Below are 17,133 nucleotides of genomic sequence, written 5' to 3'. Positions count from 1 at the left end.
GACCGGACCCGCAGGCCTTGGGCCTGCGGGTCCGGTCGTGTCCGGCCCCGGAACACCCCACCACGATGAGCAACCGGCCTCGTGCCGGGCGCCCCGCAACCGAAAGCGAGCCCATGGCGGCCCCCGAGCTGACGTCCCTGCGATCGCCCCGTGTCATCGCGGCCCGCCGTCTTGCCAAGCGCAACTTCCGCGCCAAGGAGCGCCGCTTCCTGGCGGAAGGCCCGCAGTCCGTCCGGGAGGCGGTGGAGCACCTCATCGAGCTCTATGCGACGCCGGACGCGGCCGGGCGGCACGCGGACATCGTGACCGCCGTGCGCGCCGCCGGGGTGCCCGTGCTGACCGCCACCGACGAGGTCATCGCGGAGATGTCGGAAACCGTCACCCCGCAGGGGCTGGTCGGACTCTGCCGCTTCCTCGACTCGCCGTTCGAGGAGATCCTCGCCGCCCGTCCCCGCCTGGTCGCCGTCCTCGCCCATGTACGCGACCCCGGCAACGCCGGCACGGTCCTGCGCTGCGCCGACGCCGCCGGGGCCGACGCCGTGGTGCTCACCGACGCCTCGGTGGACCTCTACAACCCCAAGTCGGTCCGGGCCTCCGTCGGTTCGCTCTTCCACCTGCCGGTGGCCGTCGGCGTCCCCGTGGAGCGGGCGGTGCACGGCCTGGCCGAGGCGGGCGTACGGATCCTCGCCGCCGACGGCGCGGGCGAGCGCGACCTGGACGACGAGCTGGACCACGGCACCATGGGCGGCCCCACCGCCTGGATCTTCGGCAACGAGGCCTGGGGCCTGCCGGAGGAGACCCGGGCGCTCGCGGACGAGGTGGTGCGGGTCCCGATCCACGGCAAGGCCGAGAGCCTCAACCTCGCCACGGCCGCCGCCGTCTGCCTGTACGCGTCCGCCCGTGCGCAGCGCGCGTCCGGCGGGTGCCGCTCCGTGACCTCCAGCTAGTAGGGTGTCGCCGCGGGGGCGGAAGGGGGTGCCGGGTGTGAGTGTGCACATGTCGTCGAAGAGCGTGGCCGCCACGGTGGAGGACCGCACGACCGAGGACCACACCGCCGCGAGCGGGCTGCACCCCGACGACCTGCCGGACGGCCTGGTCGTCGCCGACGCCACCGGCCGCGTCACCTGCTTCAACGCCGCCGCCGCCCGCATCACCGCGACGCGCCCGCAGGATGCGCTCGGCCGTCCGCTGGAGAGCGCCCTGCCGCTGGAGGACCTGGACGGCCGCCATTGGTGGGCGCTGACCGACCCCTATGGCGGGCTCACCACCAGGGTCGGCCAGCCCGAGCGCAATCTGCTGCTCCCCGGCGGCCGCGAGGTGCTGGTCTCCGCCCGCTATGTGCGCGAGCGGCCGAACGGGCCCGTGCTGCGGCTGGTCGTCCAGCTGCGCGGCACCGAGGCCCGGCGCCGCACCGAGCGCAGCCACGCCGAGCTGATCGCCACCGTCGCCCATGAGCTGCGCTCGCCACTGACCTCCGTCAAGGGCTTCACCGCCACGCTGCTGGCCAAGTGGGAGCGGTTCACCGACGACCAGAAGCGGCTGATGCTGGAGACCGTCGACGCCGACGCCGACCGGGTCACCCGGCTCATCGCCGAGCTGCTCGACATCTCCCGGATCGACTCCGGACGGCTGGAGGTGCGCCGCCAGCCCGTCGACATGGCGGCCGCCGTACGCCGGCACGTACGGGCCCATGTCACCGGCGGGCAGCGGCCCGACCGGTTTGTGATCAAGGTTGCGGAGCCGCTGCCCCCGCTGTGGGCGGATCCGGACAAGATCGACCAGGTGCTCGGCAACCTCCTGGAAAATGCGGTGCGCCACGGGGAGGGAACGGTGACCATGGAGGTGTCACCGGCACTGACACACACCCGCATGGAGGGGACGGCGGTCACCGTGAGCGATGAGGGCCCCGGTATCCCCGAGGAATCGATGACCCGCGTCTTCACCCGCTTCTGGCGCGGCAGCAAGCGCGGCGGCACCGGCCTGGGCCTCTACATCGTCAAGGGCATCGTCGAGGCGCACGGTGGCACGGTCACGGTGGGGCGGGCCGCCCACGGTGGCGCCCGGTTCCGATTTACCCTGCCCGTGGGTGCCCCGGCCTTCCTCTCCCAGAGCTGACGGGCCGCCCCACGGGCTCACCCGGCCCCCGGCGCCCCTTAGACTCGACCTTTGGCACCTTTTTGGCACCAGCCTCTTCGGCACCAAAGCTGTCGGGCGCACCGAGCACTCGAGCGCGGGCGCGCAGCCAAGCCACGCCAAACCAGCCAACCGGAAGCACGGGAAGAGATGTCGGCACCCAATAAGTCGTACGACCCTGTTGAGGTCGAGGCACTGAAACCGGAAGAGATCGAGCGCAGGCGGGACGAGGCGCTCGCCGCCTTCGCCGCGGCCACCGACCTCGCAGCCCTGCGCGAGGCAAAGGCCGCCCACCTGGGCGACCGCTCCCCGCTCGCGCTCGCCAACCGCGAGATCGGCGCCCTGCCGCCGCAGGCCAAGGCCGAGGCGGGCAAGCGCGTGGGCATGGCCCGCGGCGCCGTGAACAAGGCCTTCGGCGCCCGCCAGGCCGAGCTGGAGGCGGAGCGCGACGCCCGGGTGCTGGTCGAGGAGGCAGTGGACGTCACCCTGCCCTACGACCGGGTCCCGGCCGGTGCCCGCCACCCGCTGACCACCTTCTCCGAGCGCGTCGAGGACGTCTTCGTCGCCATGGGCTACGAGGTCGCCGAGGGACCCGAGGTCGAGGCGGAGTGGTTCAACTTCGACGCCCTCAACTTTGAGCCCGACCACCCGGCCCGAGCCCTGCAGGACACCTTCTTCGTCGCGGGCAAGAAGCCCCAGGACGAGACCGGGGTCGTGCTGCGCACCCACACCTCCCCGGTGCAGGTCCGTACGATGCTCGACCGCGAGCCCCCCATCTATGTGATCTGCCCCGGCCGCGTCTACCGCACCGACGAGCTGGACGCCACCCACACCCCGGTCTTCCACCAGGTCGAGCTCCTCGCCGTCGACGAGGGCCTGACCATGGCCGACCTCAAGGGCACCATCGAGCACATGGTCCGCTCGCTGTTCGGCGAGGGCCTCACCACCCGGCTGCGCCCGCACTACTTCCCGTTCACCGAGCCGTCCGCCGAGCTGGACATGCAGTGCTATGTCTGCCGCGGTGAGTCGGTCGGCAACCCCGACCGCCCCTGCCGCACCTGCTCCAGCGAGGGCTGGATCGAGCTGGGCGGCTGCGGCACGGTCAACCCGCGGGTGCTGGTCGCGGCCGGCATCGACCCGGAGAAGTACAGCGGATTCGCCTTCGGGTTCGGCATCGATCGAATGCTGATGTTCCGCCACAACGTCGAGGACATGCGAGACATGGGCGAGGGTGACGTGCGCTTCACCCGGCCGTTCGGGATGGAGATCTGATGCGCGCCCCGCTTTCCTGGCTGCGGGAATACGTCGACCTGCCGGCCGGTGCCACCGGCCGTGAGGTACAGGCCGAGCTCATCGCGGCCGGCCTCGAGGTCGAGCGAGTCGAGCACCTCGGCGGCGACCTCACCGGCCCGCTGGTCGTCGGCAAGGTCCTCACCATCGAGGAGCTGGAGGGCTTCCGCAAGCCGATCCGTTTCTGCACCGTCGACGTCGGTACCGCCAACGGCACCGGCGCGCCACAGGAGATCGTCTGTGGCGCCCGCAACTTCGCCGTCGGCGACAAGGTCGTCGTGGTGCTGCCCGGAGCCGTGCTGCCCGGCGACTTCGCGATCGCCGCCCGCAAGACCTATGGCAAGGTCTCGCACGGCATGATCTGCTCCGGCGAGGAGCTGGGCATGGGCGACTGGGGGTCCCCCCAGACGGAGTCTGGGGGAGGGACCGGCGGCATCATCGTGCTGCCGCCCGAGTACGAGCCCGGCACCGACGCCATCGAGCTGCTCGAACTCGTCGACGAGGTCCTCGACATCGACGTCACCCCCGACCGCGGCTACTGCATGTCCATGCGCGGCATCGCCCGCGAGGTCGCCACCGCCTACGGCCTGCCGCTGCGCGACCCGGCCCTGCTGGACGTGCCCGCGCCCAACGCCCACGGCCACCCGGTCCACATCGCCGACCCGGCCGGCTGCGACCGCTTCACCGCCCGCACCGTCACCGGCCTCGACCCCGAGGCCCGCTCCCCGATCTGGCTCCAGCGCCGCCTGCAGAAGGCCGGCATGCGCCCGGTCTCCCTGGCCGTCGACGTCACCAACTATGTGATGCTCGAACTCGGCCAGCCACTGCACGCCTACGACCGCTCCCGCCTCGACGGACCCATCGGCGTCCGGCGCGCCGAACAGGGCGAGAAGCTCACCACCCTGGACGGCACCAAGCGGATCCTGGACGCCGGGGACCTCGTCATCACCGACAACAGCGGCCCCATCGGGCTCGCCGGTGTGATGGGCGGAGCCGGCACCGAGATCGCGGACCACACCGAGGGCCGGGGCAGCACCGAAGTGGTCATCGAGGCCGCCCACTTCGAAGCCGTCTCCATCTCCCGCACCGCCCGCCGCCACAAGCTCACCTCCGAGGCGGCCAAGCGCTTCGAGCGCGGCGTCGACCCGGCCGCCGCCTCCGCCGCGGCCCAGCGCACCGTCGACCTGCTGGTGCTGCTGGCCGGTGGCACCCCCGAGGCCGGCGTCACCGAGTTCACCGCCCCCAGCGCCCCCCGCACCATCGCGCTGCGCGCCGACCACCCGGACCGGGTCGCCGGGATGGACTACGGCCGCGAGACCGTCGTCCGCCGCCTCCAGCAGGTCGGCTGCGACGTCTACGGCCAGGACGAACTCATCGTCACCGTGCCCAGCTGGCGCCCCGACCTCACCGACCCCAATGACCTCGCCGAAGAGGTCATCCGGCTCGAGGGCTATGAGAACCTCCCCGCCACCCTCCCGCAGCCGCCCGCCGGCCGCGGCCTGACCGAGCGGCAGCGCCTGCACCGCCGCGTCGGCCGGGCGCTGGCCGGCGCCGGATATGTCGAGGCCCTCAACTACCCCTTCATCGGCGACTGGGCCCTGGACCACCTCGGCCTGGCCACCGACGACCCGCGCCGCCTCACCGTGCGCCTGGCCAACCCGCTCTCCGAGGCCGAGCCCGCGCTGCGCACCACCCTGCTGCCGGGCCTGTTCGCCGCGCTGCGCCGCAACGACAGCCGCGGCGAGCACGACCTCGCCCTCTTCGAGACCGGCCTGGTCTTCCGGCCCACCGGCGACGAGCGCCCCGCCGCCCGCCTCCCCGTGGACCGCCGCCCCACCGACGAGGAGATCGCCGGACTGGACGCCGCGCTGCCCGACCAGCCGCGCCGCGCCGCTGCAGTCCTCGCCGGAGCGCGCGAGCGCACCGGCTGGTGGGGCCAGGGCCGCCCCGCCACCTGGGCCGACGCCGTCGAGGCGGGCCGTACGGTGGCACGGGCGGCAGGCGTCGAGCTGATCGTCCGCCAGGACCAGCAGGCACCCTTCCATCCCGGCCGCTGCGCCGCACTCCTCGCCATCACCGACGGCGAGGAGGTGCTCGTCGGCAACGCCGGTGAGCTCCACCCGCGCGTCATCAAGGCCTTCGGCCTCCCGGAGCGCACCTGCGCCATGGAGATCGACCTCGACCGCCTGGAGCGGGCGGGCACCGGCCCGGTCGAGGCCCCGCAGGTGTCCGCCTTCCCGGTGGCCACCCAGGACGTGGCACTGGTCGTCGACACCTCGGTGGCCGCCGCCGACGTCGAGACCGCACTGCGCTCCGGCGCGGGCGAACTCCTCGAATCCCTCCGCCTGTTCGACGTCTTCACCGGCGAACAACTCGGCGAGGGCAAGAAGTCGCTGGCCTACGCCCTGCGCTTCCGCGCCGGTGACCGCACCCTGACCGCCGACGAGGCCTCCGCCGCCCGCGACGCCGCGGTGCGCGAAGCCGTCGAGCGCACCGGCGCGGTGCTGCGCGGCGCATAACACCTCGCGTAACACTCCCGCGTAACACCCTGCACAACACTCCGCGTCCGTTACGCGGGTCACACCCAGGAGGGGCATCCCGATGGCCGGGATGCCCCTCCCGCATGTCACCAGCCGTCACGTCAGCACATTCCGAATATCACTCAATAGGGTGGAATCGGGAGGTTGGGCCCTTACAAACCGGTGACCGCTCGCGAGAATCATGCGCGTCATTTGCGCTAGGGGGACCGACGGGAATGATCCGTACCGGAGCTCTGTGGTGCCGACGGGCCTTCGTTTTCGTACTGCCCGGCCTCTGGGTGTTCGCCGTGGTGATCTGGGACTTCGCGAGCCCCCTCGGTACGCAGTTCGTCCAGCTGCTCGCCGCCGCACCCGCCATCGCCTGCGCCGGCACCGGCCGCAAACGATGCGTGGTACTCGGCGGTGCCTGCGCGCTGTTCGCGCTCCTGCCACTGGGCACCCGCACCGAAGCCGACACCAGGCTCGGCACCTGCTGCGCCATCCTCACCGTCGTCGTTGCCAGCTACCTCACCAGCGGCCGCGGGCTGCGGATCCTCGGCGAACTGGAACGGCTCAGAGAGATCGCGGCCACCGCCCAACTGGCCGTGCTGCGCCCGCTGCCGCCCCGGCTCGAGGGCATCACCCTCGCCAGCGTCCACCTCTCGGCCAGCGAAGGGGCCCTGATCGGCGGCGACCTCTATGAAGCGCTCTCCACCCCGCACGGGGTGCGCCTCGTCATGGGAGACGTACGCGGCCACGGCATCCCCGCCATCGCCACCGTCGCCGCACTGCTCGGCACCTTCCGCGAGGCCGCCCACGACGAGGCCGAACTCCCCGATGTACTGCGCCGCTTGGAGCGCGCACTGCAACGACACCTCAACGAGCGGGCCCTGTCCACGCCCCTCCCGCCGAGCGGATCCGAGGAGTTCGCCACCGTACTGCTGCTGGAAGTGCTCGAAGAGGGCCGGGTCATGGCCCTCAACTGCGGCCACCCCTGGCCGCACCGGCTCTCCCGGACCCTTGACGACAGCACTGCGGCCGAGGCCCTGGCCCCCACCGACCCACTGCCCCCGCTCGGGCTCTTCCCGCTGCCCGCCGAGCTCCCTCCCGTGCTGCTCACCCAACTCCTGCCCGGCGACGCCCTGGTGCTGCACACCGACGGCGCCGAGGACGCCCGAGACGCGGCCGGCGCCTTCTTCCCGCTCGCCGCAGCCCTTGCCGAGGCGGCCCGCCAGGCCCCCATCGTGCCCGCCATGCTCGTCGAGCGGGTCAAGGCCGCCCTGCTGCGCCACACCCGTGGCCTGCTCACCGACGACTTCGCCCTGCTCGCCCTGCGCAACGACCGCCAGCGCAAACCCACTCCGCTGGCCCTGCCCTGCGCCCAGCAGTGACGCCAGGGCGTGGCCGGTTCACACCCCGTGCGAACAGCTCCCCACTACCCTGAGTCCACCGAGCGCAACGGAGTGCGGCATGGAGCCCAACACACTGCTCGACGCCGTCCTGGACGAGGCGGGAATCTCCCACGCCGGACTGGCCGCCCACATCAACGCGGCGGGCCGGGCCCGAGGACTGGCGTTGCGTTACGAACACACCGCGGTCGCCCGCTGGTTGAAGGGCCAACGGCCGCGCGGACAGGTTCCCGACCTGATCTGCGAGGTCCTCGGCGAGCGCCTGCACCGCGCCCTGACCCTCGATGACATAGGCCTGGGCACCCCCGGCACCCCCCGGGCCCCCGGCACCCCGCTGTCCGGCTTCGTCGAGCGGGCCACCGCCCTGTGGCGCTCCGACGAACAGCAGCGGGAACACGTCGTGCGGGCCCCGGCCGTCACCGGCACCCACGCCGTGATCCCGGTCTGGGAATGGGAGAACCCGCCCGAGGACGCCGATGTCTCCCGGCGCGGCCTCACCCGGGTCTCCATGGGCGACATCGACATGCTGCGCGCCGCCCGCACCCACTACGAGCAGATGTACCGCAAGGCCGGCGGCGTCGCCACCCGGGCCCGCGTCGTGGGCTTCCTCAACGCCGAGGCCGCCCCCCTGCTACGCGGCAGCTACTCCGACCCCACCGGCCGCCAACTCCACCGCGCCACCGGCGGGCTGGTCGCCGTCGCGGGCATCTGCGCATACGACTCCGATGCGCACGGCCTCGCCCAGCGCTACTTCCACCAGGCGCTGCGGCTGGCCAAGGCCAGCGGCGACCGGGGCCTGGGCGCCTATGTGATAGCGCTCCTGGTCAACCAGTCGCTGTTCATGGGGGAGTACCGCCAGGCCGTCGCCTTCGCCGAGTCCGCGCTCAGATCCGCGGGCCCACACCTCACCCCGGCACTGGCCGCCGACCTCTACGCCATGCAGGCCAAGTCCTACGCCCGGCTCGGCGACGGCGCCGGAGCGCTCGCCTGCATCCGCCGGGCCGAGTCCGCCGCCGAGCGCATCCACCGCGGCCAGGAACCCGCCGAAACCGGCTATGTCCAACCCGGCCTGGTCAACGTACAGGTGGCGGAGGCCCTGTTGAGCCTCGGCGACCTCGGACCCGCCCGTGAGCACGCGGACCGGGCCGTCGACACCCCCGCGCACGACCGGGGCCGTGTCCACCGGCTCGCCATGCTCACGCACATCGAGCTGCGTCAGGGAGACGCGGACAAGGCGGTGGCCACCGCTCAGGAAATGACCGAGCAGGCGAGGGGCATGGAGTCGCAGCGCTTACGCGACCGGCTCCGCGCGGTGCGCGAGCACCTGATCGAAAGCGGGTGCGCGGCCACCGCCGAGGCCGCCGAAATGATCGACGGGGCGTTGCGCGTGCCCTTGTGACGGCCATGTAAGGACAGCGCCCGGGTAGGTGGCCACCTCGGCGGAAGGTGGCAGACACGTGCGTTGGAAGAATCTCAAGGAGTCGACCGTCTACGAGAACCGGTGGTTCCGGGTCAACCTCGCGGACGTCCAACTCCCCGACGGCCGTCACCTCGACCACTTCCTCATCCGGCTGCGGCCCGTCGCCGTGGCCACGGTGGTCAATGCGGCCAATGAGGTCCTGCTGCTGTGGCGGCACCGGTTCATCACCGACAACTGGGGCTGGGAACTGGCGGCGGGCGTCGTCGAGGACGGCGAGGACATTGCCCGCGCGGCGGCCCGCGAAATGGAGGAGGAGACCGGGTGGCGGCCCGGCCCGCTGCGGCATCTGATGTCCGTGGAGCCCTCCAACGGGCTCACCGACGCCCGGCACCACATCTACTGGACGGACGAGGCCGAGCACATCGGTGACCCCGAGGACGACTTCGAGTCGGACCGCCGCGCTTGGGTGCCGCTCAAGCTGGTACCCGACATGATCGCCCGCGGCGAGGTGCCGGCCGCCAACATGGCGGCCGCCCTGCTGCTCCTGCACCACATCAGGCTCGGCTGAGCCTCGCTCAGCCGCTGAAGCGGACATGGTCCCCCCGCGCTCACCGGCCGACCCCCGCCTGCCAGATGGCGAGCACCAGGGCGGCCAGGCCGGTGAGCGCGGCCAGTGACGGCAACGGCCACCGGCCGTGCTCCAACGCCTTGACCCGCTCGGCCACCTCGGTGATCTCGCGCTCCGTCTGGTCACTGCGCTGAGTGAGCAGGGCGAGGTCCCCGTCGATGCGGACGACGCCGACATCGACCCTGCGCCGGAGCTCCGCGAGCTCACCTGCCTTGGCGGCGTGCTCGGCATGGATGGTCACGGTCCGTACTCCTTCCGGGAAGCCCCCGTCTGCTGGGTAGTGCGACAGGGCGAGTCAATCGCGTGCGGGCCCGGCACGGGAGCGTGTGCGGAGGGTGAGTACGGGTCACCGGCGCACACCCCGTGTGAACTCCGGTTCGGGGCAAGACCATTCGAGCGCGAGTGCACAGCAGGCGGCCGCCTCGGCCGGAGCGCCCTTCCGTTTGCGCCACGTTCGGTATGGCGGGGTCGCGCCCCGGCGCCGCACGCGCCACCTGGGGGTTCACGCGCCGGGCGGGTCACCTGTGCGCCGTTGCACGCGCGGTGGCGGAATCGACGCTCCGGCACACACTCGTAGCGCACAACCCGAAGGGAGATGCATGATGCGCCAGATACCGATACACACCACCGGGCGGTTCAGGTCCGGAGGGACGGCCCGCAGACTCGGCGGCTGGGCAGGCTCCGCCGCCCTGCTGGCCACGGCGCTGGCCACCGGGCCCGCCGCGGTCCCGGCACACGCGGCCACCGGCGACCTGACCTGCTCGGTGGATTTCCAGTTCACCTTCAGCCCGGCGCTCAAGCCCGGCGGAACACCGAACGTCAGCGTCACCGGCACGCTGAGCGGCTGCACTTCGGCCGACGGCAAGTACCCCAACCTGAAATCCGGCACGGCGCAGGCGACCGGCACGGCCAGCTCCAACGCCAGTGGCCCGGGGCCGTGCGGGGTGCTGTTCACCGCACAGGGCACCGGCACGATCACCTGGTCTCCCGCCAACACCCAGAGCGGGCTCTCGTTCACGGTGAACACCGACCCGGCCAAGGGGACCGTCACCTTCAAGTGCAACATCACCAGCGGTGCGCTGAACGGTGACTCGGATGTTGTGGCCCCCGCCATCAAGGGCGCGGACTGCACCTCCGACGGGATGAAGACCCTGAGCGCCCACGCGGTGGTGAACATCGGCTGACCACCGCGCCCGGACCGCCCCCACCCCAGGCGGTCCGGGTGCGCCCGGGTCACCGCTCGGGCAGCGGACGCTCCTCCACCACCCGCTTCATCACAATCGTGGAATCCAGCCGCTGCACCCCCGGCAACGTGGCCAACTGCTCGTCGTACAGCCGCTGGAAGGCATTCAGGTCGGAGGTCACGATGCGCAACAGATAATCGGGATCGCCGAAGAGCCGCTCGGCCCGCAGCACCTGCGGAATGGCCGCCACCGCCCGTTCGAAATCGGCAACGGTGCCGCGATCCTCCTGACGCATGGTGATGGACACCAGCGCCTCGAAATTCAAGCCGACGGCGCTCGCGTCCACCATCGCGCGGTAGCCGCGTATCGCCCCGCTGCGCTCCAGCTCGCGCAGCCGCCGATGGCACGGCGACACACTCAGCCGCACCCGCGCCGCCAACTCGGTGACGGTGAGACGGCCGTCGCGCTGCAGCTCGGCAAGGATTTTCCGGTCGACGTTGTCCATGGCGAAGATTCTGCCCTGATTATCTGGATGCCGGGGAAAAGTTGGGAACACCTTCCGAGGCAATCCCCATAACCTTCCTTCCCTGAAAGGAAATTGGGAAGAAAGGGCTCCCTCATGGCCGTCGGCTCCATGGCCGCTTTTCTCACCGTATCCGTGCTGTTGATCCTCGTCCCCGGCGCGGACTGGGCCTATACGATCAGCGCCGGACTGCGGGACCGCTCCGTCATACCGGCCGTCGGCGGCCTCATGCTCGGCTATGCGGCTCTCACGGCGGTGGTCGTGGCGGGAGTGGCGGCCATTGTGGCCGCCACCCCCAGTCTGCTGACGGCGCTGACCGTGTTCGGCGCCGCCTATCTGGTCCGGCTCGGTGTCCTCACCCTGGCCAGGCCCGCCGTTCCGGGCGCCTCCGCCACGGCCGCCACAACGGCCCCCTCGCCTCTGCGGGTACTCCTCCAGGGCGTGGGCACCAGCGGCCTGAACCCCAAGGGCCTGCTGCTGTATCTCTCCCTGCTGCCGCAGTTCGTCGACCGGCGCGGCAGTTGGCCCGTCGCCGCCCAGACCGGCACGCTGGGCCTGCTGCACATGGTCGCCTGCGGCTTCATCTACCTGGGCGTCGGCACCCTGGCCCGTACGGTGCTACGGGCGCGGCCCACGGTGGCGCTCCTCGTCACGCGGGTGTCCGGGGCCGCGATGATCGTGATCGGCGGACTGCTGCTGGTGGAGCGGCTGGCGGGTAGCTGACCGGGAGTTGACATAGAGCGAACTCCAACTCCTACAGTGCGCCCCATGACTGAATCACCTGTCACTCTGATCACAGGCGGCTCCACCGGCATTGGAGCGGCGGCGGCCCGCCGGTTGCTCGAGGACGGGCACCGTGTCACCGTCACGGGACGCGACCAGGGACGCCTCGACCGGTTCGCCGAGACGCTGGACCATCCGGCCGGGCTGCGTACTCTCGCCGGAGACGCAGCCGACTACGAAGCGGTCGAAGCGGCCGTCGAGTTCACCGTCAAGGAGTTCGGCCGGCTGGACACGGTCGTCGCCAACGCGGGCTTCGCCACCCACGACAGCGTGGCCGACGGGGATCCGGCCGGCTGGCGGGAGATGGTCCTGACCAATGTGCTGGGTCCCACCCTGCTCATCAGGGCCGCCCTGCCCGCGCTGAAGGAATCGCGGGGACGAATCGTCCTGGTGGGGAGCGTCGCGGGCTTCATCAACTCGCCGGGCAATGTCTATGGGATGACCAAGTGGGCGGTGACGGGGCTCGCCGAGAACACCCGACGCCTGGTGACCGCCGATGGAATCGGCGTGACACTGATCGCCCCGGGGCGGGTGGAGACCCCCTTCTGGGACGCGATCGGCGGCGTTCCGGACGGGGGGATGCTGACCGCCGACCAGATCGCGGACTCGATCGCCTGGGCCGTCACCCAGCCGAGCGGCGTCGACGTCAATACGCTGATCATCCGGCCGATCGGTCAGCCCGTGTAGACGCGGACCGGCCGACGGGCAATGTGCGGCCCTATTCCGGGCGTTGAGTGTTTGTGCCCAGCAAGGGGAGTGCCGGGCTTGGGACCCGGAGCCCTGTCGGCAGGCACAACTCAGCTTATGCGGGCTGCGAGTAGGTGAAGCCGAGAGACTGCAATCCCTCGGCGCGGCATAGCCGGTCCGAGGCGCCTCCGACCTCGGTCTGAAGGAGTTGGTAGGCGGCACCGTGTGACTGTCCCCAGTGCATTGCGGCGCGCCACAGAAGGCGCCCGAGGCCCTGTCCGCGATGGTCGACTCGTACGCCGAAATACTGCGGCATGAGTTGCTGGACGCCGATGGCATCCGGGCGGATTTCCATGGGGCCGATCGCGCCGGCCACTTTGCCGATCGCGGAGGCGACGAGGACGGGGCCAACCGCTCCGGCTTGCATCCGACCGTAGAGGAAGGCGAAGCCGTCCGCAGCCATCTCTTCTGCGAAGTCCGCGAAGGTGCGTTGCACCGATGCGGGCCATTCCGTGAAGCTGCGGACTGGACCGGCTGGCGGTGGGCAGGGCTGGGCTCTGAAGTCCTTGAGCTGGATACGGGTGCCCCGTCCCCAAGGAGACTCGGGACCGAGGAATCGGACGATCCGGGCCTTCGCGGCTCCGTTCACGGCGCACAGTTTCTGTGCGAGCTCGGACGCCACGAGGAGAGTGCCCGGCTGGACGCCATAGACGTGCACCTTGACCGTGCCGGAGCCGCGGCGCGAGAGCGTCGGGATCAGGGTCTCTCCCGGCTTGTGGATCACGTCTTCGACAAGAACGGTCTCGTCCTTCGCGTCGGACCAGCGAAGGTCTTTGTCGTACCGCAGAAACCGGTCCGTGGACGCGGCAATCAGGGTGTCCGTGAAGAGATCCTCGGTGAGCACGGAGGGGTGAACGGGGCCGATAGTAGGCACGAAGGGGACCGTCACCACTGGGCGAAGCCAGTCCCAACGGAAACGCATGTCGGCACCCTACCCGGGTTCACCACATGACTCAGGCCTCAGCGCAAAATGCGCCAGGGCCTGAGCGTTTGTGTCCGGTCAGCGGCTAGTGAGGGTTGTCGTCACTTCCGCTGCACGAGCACTCAACCCGTTCCAACAGGTCGTCCAGATCGGCTACTTGGACCACCTGTTGCGTCGCCACGATCGCCCCTTGGCCGGGCGGCCGGGTCTTTGCGATGCTGACGGATACGGCGCTCATGTATTCACCATCTCCTTCTTCGGCTGTCCGTGCTGGCAGTAGTTCGCCAGCGGAGCCTTCGCCTCCTGGAACTGCTTGGCCAGCGGCCGGCACACCAAGCACGAGCCGGACAGCTTGCACCCTGCGCAGCCCCCGGTGCGAAGCATCAACTTGTCGGCAACCCCGGGGAGCCGCCGCAACCCCTCGATTCCTTCGGCCATGAGGTCGATCTGATCGTCCCGTCCGACCTTGCAGATGCTGACCTTGGCGTGAGGGTCGGCGTGGAAGAACGTGTGGCCCGCGTTGCAGCCCTGGAACGGAGTCCGCTCGCGAAGGTGCTTGCTCGACTGCGCCAGGAGCGATTCGGGCCCACCGTAGATCGTCGGGGTCATGTTCGTGTAGACGTGGTGCTTCAGGCCCCACGCCTCTGCCATCGCCACCATGGAGTCGACCTCACGGGCACTGTCCTCGGTCACAATGAGGTTGAGCCGCACAGGCAGATTCGCTTCGCGGGCGGCGTCGACGCCCCGCTTGAAGGACTTCCACGATCCCCGACGCTGGGTGAGTCCGTCGAAGCTCTCCTCGCTGGCGCCGTAGACGCTCACGACGAGTCGGTACGCGGGGCACTCCTCGAACATCGCGAGGAGAGACTTCTCCCAGAGGCGCGAGGCGTTGGTGGAGATCGTCAGCATCATCCCCAGCGAGTACGCGTACCGGTACGCGTCCTTGAAGTGCTTGTCGATCGTCGGCTCGCCACCCGTGATCTGGAGCCACAGCACGCCCGCGTCCCGCATGATCTCCAGAAGCCGGACTTTCTCGTTCCACGCCAGGCCGGAGAACTCCTTGAGGCCGAGGTAGCAGTGCTTGCAGGCGAAGTTGCAGCCTAAGTTGATCTCCCAGCTCGCGCGGCTGTAGCCGTAATCAGACGGCACGCGCACAAGGAGAGCGTCCTTGGCCTGCCGGTTGCTGAGGTCGAGGCCCCAGTTCACCCGAACCGTCTCGGCGAACCAGCCCGGGACCGTGGCCTCCGAGCCAGCCGCGGAACGCAGCTCCTGGTAGTTCCCCTCGGGCAGTCGCACGCCGGACTGGCTCCCGGGCCGCACAGCCAGGTAGCCATCGAGGAACGGGCTCACGATGAGATCGTGCATCCTTCACCTCTCTCGGGTGTTCAAGGGTTCCGTGATCAACCCGGTCACGGGGTCCAGGGCTTGGCCGGGCAGAGACATGGCGCCTGTGCAGCTGACCGTGGGGCCACCGGGCGGGGGACGCTCCGCGACCTCCAGAGCCGCACTCCCAAGGGCGCGGTACGACAGGAAGAACCGTGCACCGCAACAACACATGGTGATCCCCTCCGCGGTCACGCACTGCTCCGGCGGATGACGGCAACGGCTGACGGGCCCCAATGCACTCATGGTTTTGAAGTCACGCTGACGTCGGACCGTTGAAGCCGTAGCCGGTACAAGGTGGCGAACTTGCGCGTCACAGCAGCAAGCCCCTTTCTCCGCTCCCAGAGGTGATACGGCGTCGCCAACGGGTCAGGTCGGCCAGTGAGCTCCAAGAGCTTGTACGCCTCACGGAACATCTGTAGACAGCTGGGCGCCTGCTCGTCGCTGGTCTCGACCTCACCCAAGATGGCCTGGAGGTCCGCGCGGAGCTCATCGATTGCCTGCAGGCTGGCTTCGGGGGGTGGCACGCAGAGAGTCAGGGAGAGCGCGCGGTTGACGTGGCTATCAATCCTTTCCAAGTCGATCCGCAACTCGTCCACACCTGTGACTCCAGGTCCCTGGCCAGCAGACTGGGGTAATCCCCGCTTGTCGGCCTGCCCTTGCGTACCTGTTCTGTCGTGCACGGCTGCCCTCCCTGCCTGACGGTGGCGTACATGAAGGAAACTCCTTGTGCTCAAGATCAGTTGACACAAAGGTGACACAGCGCCGGTTCGGGCAGACTCCAGTCACAGGGTGGCTCAATCGGAGTGGAAGAGTGGTTGCATGGAGAGCGCATCGAAGGAACGCACCCCTGCCGCTGGCGAGAACATCCAGGTCCTACGCAAGGCCAGGGGGATCAGTCAGACGAAGCTTGCCCGCGATGCCGTCATCTCGGTATCGCTGTTGAGGAAGGTTGAAGCGGGTACCCGCGCCGCTACGCCATCTACAGTTGCCGCAATTGCTAAAGCACTGCATGTGACCACGGCGAGGATCAACGGCCAACCCTTCCTGGAGCCGTCCGAGCAGAGTGATCTCCTCGACGACCTCCGCGGAGCGCTGCGCCGATATACCATTCCCCGGGAGGATGCGCCTGATCCGACCCAGCTCGAAACGGACATCAAGAAGGCCATGCTGTTGCGCGCTGGCAGTGAGTACCTCGAACTGCTACGGATGCTCCCCGCGCTGCTCGGGCAGGCAACTTCTACCGCTCTGAGCAGTCCCGGTGAGGCGGGCGCGTGGTCCCGCTTGGCCGATGTCTACGGCTGCGCGTACACCATCGCGCATAGGCTGATGCAGCCCGATCTTGCCGATATGGTCGTTGCCCGGCAGACCTGGGCTGCGCAGCAGACATGGAACCCCGAGTCGGAGGCCATCGCCGCATGGACAGAGGCGGGCACGTACCAGAGCGCCGGCCACTATCTTGACGGCCTGACCATCATCGACCGCGCTATCACCAAGTACGAACGAAGTGCCCGCCTCGGTGACGGCGGGCCCGGCTCGGTCCTGGCCTTGGGATCGCTGCATCTGCGAGGGGTCGTCCTGGCGTCACGAGCCAGGGACGAGGCCGCCACGACGGCACACACTGCCAAGGCACGGGAGCTGGCCGCCCGCGTGCCGGCCGGAGACGGTGACCTGATCGCCCACAACTTGACCTTCGGCCGCGGGAATCTCGCGTTGTACGAGGTAGGGGCCAACATCGAGCTAGATGAACCGGGTTTGGCGTCCGAAATGGCGCAGCCCCTCATCGAGACCCCGCCGAAGGGTCTCCGGCCCTCGCGAGTGAGCCGACTGTGCATCGACACTGCCCGTGCCCGCCTGGCGATCAACGACCTTGAAGGCGCCGAGAATGCGCTGCGGAGGTCATTCGACATCGCACCGCAGATGACCGAGATACACCCCATGGCCCGTGAGGTTCTGCGAGTGCTTGTCATCATGCACCAGCGCAGCAAGCCCGGACTGATGGCCCTGGCCAAGCGGTCGGGGTTAACCCCGGAGCTGTAGCCGCTAGAAATAGATGTAGAGCAGTTGATTGCTGCATCACAACAGTAGCCACGCAGACTCCGAATAGCTGGAGTAAATCCGGGCCGACTACCACAGGCGGCCCGGACTTGACGGCTGAGCGTCAGCTCTTCTGGCGGGTTCCATCGCTATGG

16 protein-coding genes are annotated in these 17,133 nt (G+C 69.8%); 11 read left to right on the top strand and 5 right to left on the bottom strand.

What is annotated here, in order from left to right; translation table 11 throughout:
• Positions 1–113 precede the first annotated feature (113 nt).
• The 7 genes from ABCR83_RS00335 to ABCR83_RS00305 all read left to right on the top strand — a co-directional run bounded on the left by ABCR83_RS00335 (position 114) and on the right by ABCR83_RS00305 (position 9,339).
• Entirely contained in the window at positions 114–947 is an 834-nt protein-coding gene (locus ABCR83_RS00335) for a TrmH family RNA methyltransferase (protein ID WP_462692310.1), read from the top strand.
• Between the two features lie 37 nt (positions 948–984).
• Positions 985–2,115, top strand: a complete 1,131-nt coding sequence (locus ABCR83_RS00330) for a sensor histidine kinase (RefSeq protein WP_462692091.1) — start codon at positions 985–987, stop codon at positions 2,113–2,115.
• A gap of 168 nt (positions 2,116–2,283) precedes the next feature.
• A complete protein-coding gene (pheS, locus tag ABCR83_RS00325) occupies positions 2,284–3,405 on the top strand; it encodes a phenylalanine--tRNA ligase subunit alpha (protein ID WP_462692090.1) in 1,122 nt (373 codons plus the stop codon).
• Positions 3,405–5,942, top strand: a complete 2,538-nt coding sequence (pheT, locus tag ABCR83_RS00320) for a phenylalanine--tRNA ligase subunit beta (protein ID WP_462692089.1) — start codon at positions 3,405–3,407, stop codon at positions 5,940–5,942. The genes pheS and pheT overlap by 1 nt, the downstream gene beginning before the upstream one ends.
• Before the next feature lie 236 nt (positions 5,943–6,178).
• Entirely contained in the window at positions 6,179–7,333 is a 1,155-nt protein-coding gene (locus ABCR83_RS00315) for a PP2C family protein-serine/threonine phosphatase (RefSeq protein WP_462692088.1), read from the top strand.
• A 79-nt stretch (positions 7,334–7,412) separates the two neighbouring features.
• Positions 7,413–8,750, top strand: a complete 1,338-nt coding sequence (locus ABCR83_RS00310) for a tetratricopeptide repeat protein (RefSeq protein ID WP_462692087.1) — start codon at positions 7,413–7,415, stop codon at positions 8,748–8,750.
• 58 nt (positions 8,751–8,808) lie between these two features.
• A complete protein-coding gene (locus ABCR83_RS00305) occupies positions 8,809–9,339 on the top strand; it encodes an NUDIX hydrolase (RefSeq protein ID WP_462692086.1) in 531 nt (176 codons plus the stop codon).
• A 40-nt stretch (positions 9,340–9,379) separates the two neighbouring features.
• Here the strand turns inward: ABCR83_RS00305 and ABCR83_RS00300 are convergent, their stop codons facing one another.
• Positions 9,380–9,640 (bottom strand): hypothetical protein, encoded by a 261-nt coding sequence (locus ABCR83_RS00300; RefSeq protein WP_462692085.1) that lies wholly within the window; start codon positions 9,638–9,640, stop codon positions 9,380–9,382.
• A 358-nt stretch (positions 9,641–9,998) separates the two neighbouring features.
• Here ABCR83_RS00300 and ABCR83_RS00295 point away from each other — a divergent pair, with 358 nt between their 5' ends.
• Positions 9,999–10,583 carry a hypothetical protein gene (locus ABCR83_RS00295; RefSeq protein WP_462692084.1) on the top strand — a complete coding sequence of 195 codons (585 nt, stop codon included), beginning with the start codon at positions 9,999–10,001 and terminating at the stop codon, positions 10,581–10,583.
• 49 nt (positions 10,584–10,632) lie between these two features.
• On the opposite strand, the gene ABCR83_RS00290 is transcribed toward ABCR83_RS00295, so the two are convergent.
• A complete protein-coding gene (locus ABCR83_RS00290; protein WP_462692083.1) occupies positions 10,633–11,088 on the bottom strand; it encodes an Lrp/AsnC family transcriptional regulator in 456 nt (151 codons plus the stop codon).
• Positions 11,089–11,202: 114 nt separating this feature from the next.
• Between ABCR83_RS00290 and ABCR83_RS00285 the strand changes: the two genes are divergently transcribed.
• The gene (locus ABCR83_RS00285) at positions 11,203–11,829 is read left to right on the top strand and encodes a LysE family translocator (RefSeq protein WP_462692082.1); all 627 of its coding nucleotides are present in this window, start codon (positions 11,203–11,205) and stop codon (positions 11,827–11,829) included.
• Positions 11,830–11,874: 45 nt separating this feature from the next.
• Entirely contained in the window at positions 11,875–12,576 is a 702-nt protein-coding gene (locus ABCR83_RS00280; protein WP_462692081.1) for an SDR family oxidoreductase, read from the top strand.
• Between the two features lie 115 nt (positions 12,577–12,691).
• Here the strand turns inward: ABCR83_RS00280 and ABCR83_RS00275 are convergent, their stop codons facing one another.
• The 3 genes from ABCR83_RS00275 to ABCR83_RS00265 all read right to left on the bottom strand — a co-directional run bounded on the left by ABCR83_RS00275 (position 12,692) and on the right by ABCR83_RS00265 (position 15,540).
• Positions 12,692–13,558 (bottom strand): GNAT family N-acetyltransferase, encoded by an 867-nt coding sequence (locus ABCR83_RS00275; protein WP_462692080.1) that lies wholly within the window; start codon positions 13,556–13,558, stop codon positions 12,692–12,694.
• A 234-nt stretch (positions 13,559–13,792) separates the two neighbouring features.
• Complete coding sequence (locus tag ABCR83_RS00270; RefSeq protein WP_462692079.1) at positions 13,793–14,923, bottom strand: radical SAM protein; 1,131 nt, start codon at positions 14,921–14,923, stop codon at positions 13,793–13,795.
• Positions 14,924–15,183: 260 nt separating this feature from the next.
• Positions 15,184–15,540, bottom strand: a complete 357-nt coding sequence (locus ABCR83_RS00265; RefSeq protein ID WP_462692078.1) for a hypothetical protein — start codon at positions 15,538–15,540, stop codon at positions 15,184–15,186.
• A 223-nt stretch (positions 15,541–15,763) separates the two neighbouring features.
• Here ABCR83_RS00265 and ABCR83_RS00260 point away from each other — a divergent pair, with 223 nt between their 5' ends.
• Positions 15,764–16,981, top strand: coding sequence for a helix-turn-helix domain-containing protein (locus tag ABCR83_RS00260; protein ID WP_462692077.1), 1,218 nt, complete (start codon positions 15,764–15,766; stop codon positions 16,979–16,981).
• Positions 16,982–17,133 lie beyond the last annotated feature (152 nt).

It is taken from the genome of Streptomyces xingningensis (assembly GCF_054957865.1).
Note: the sequence above shows the minus strand (reverse complement) of the source record. Positions and strands in the feature narration are given on the sequence as shown.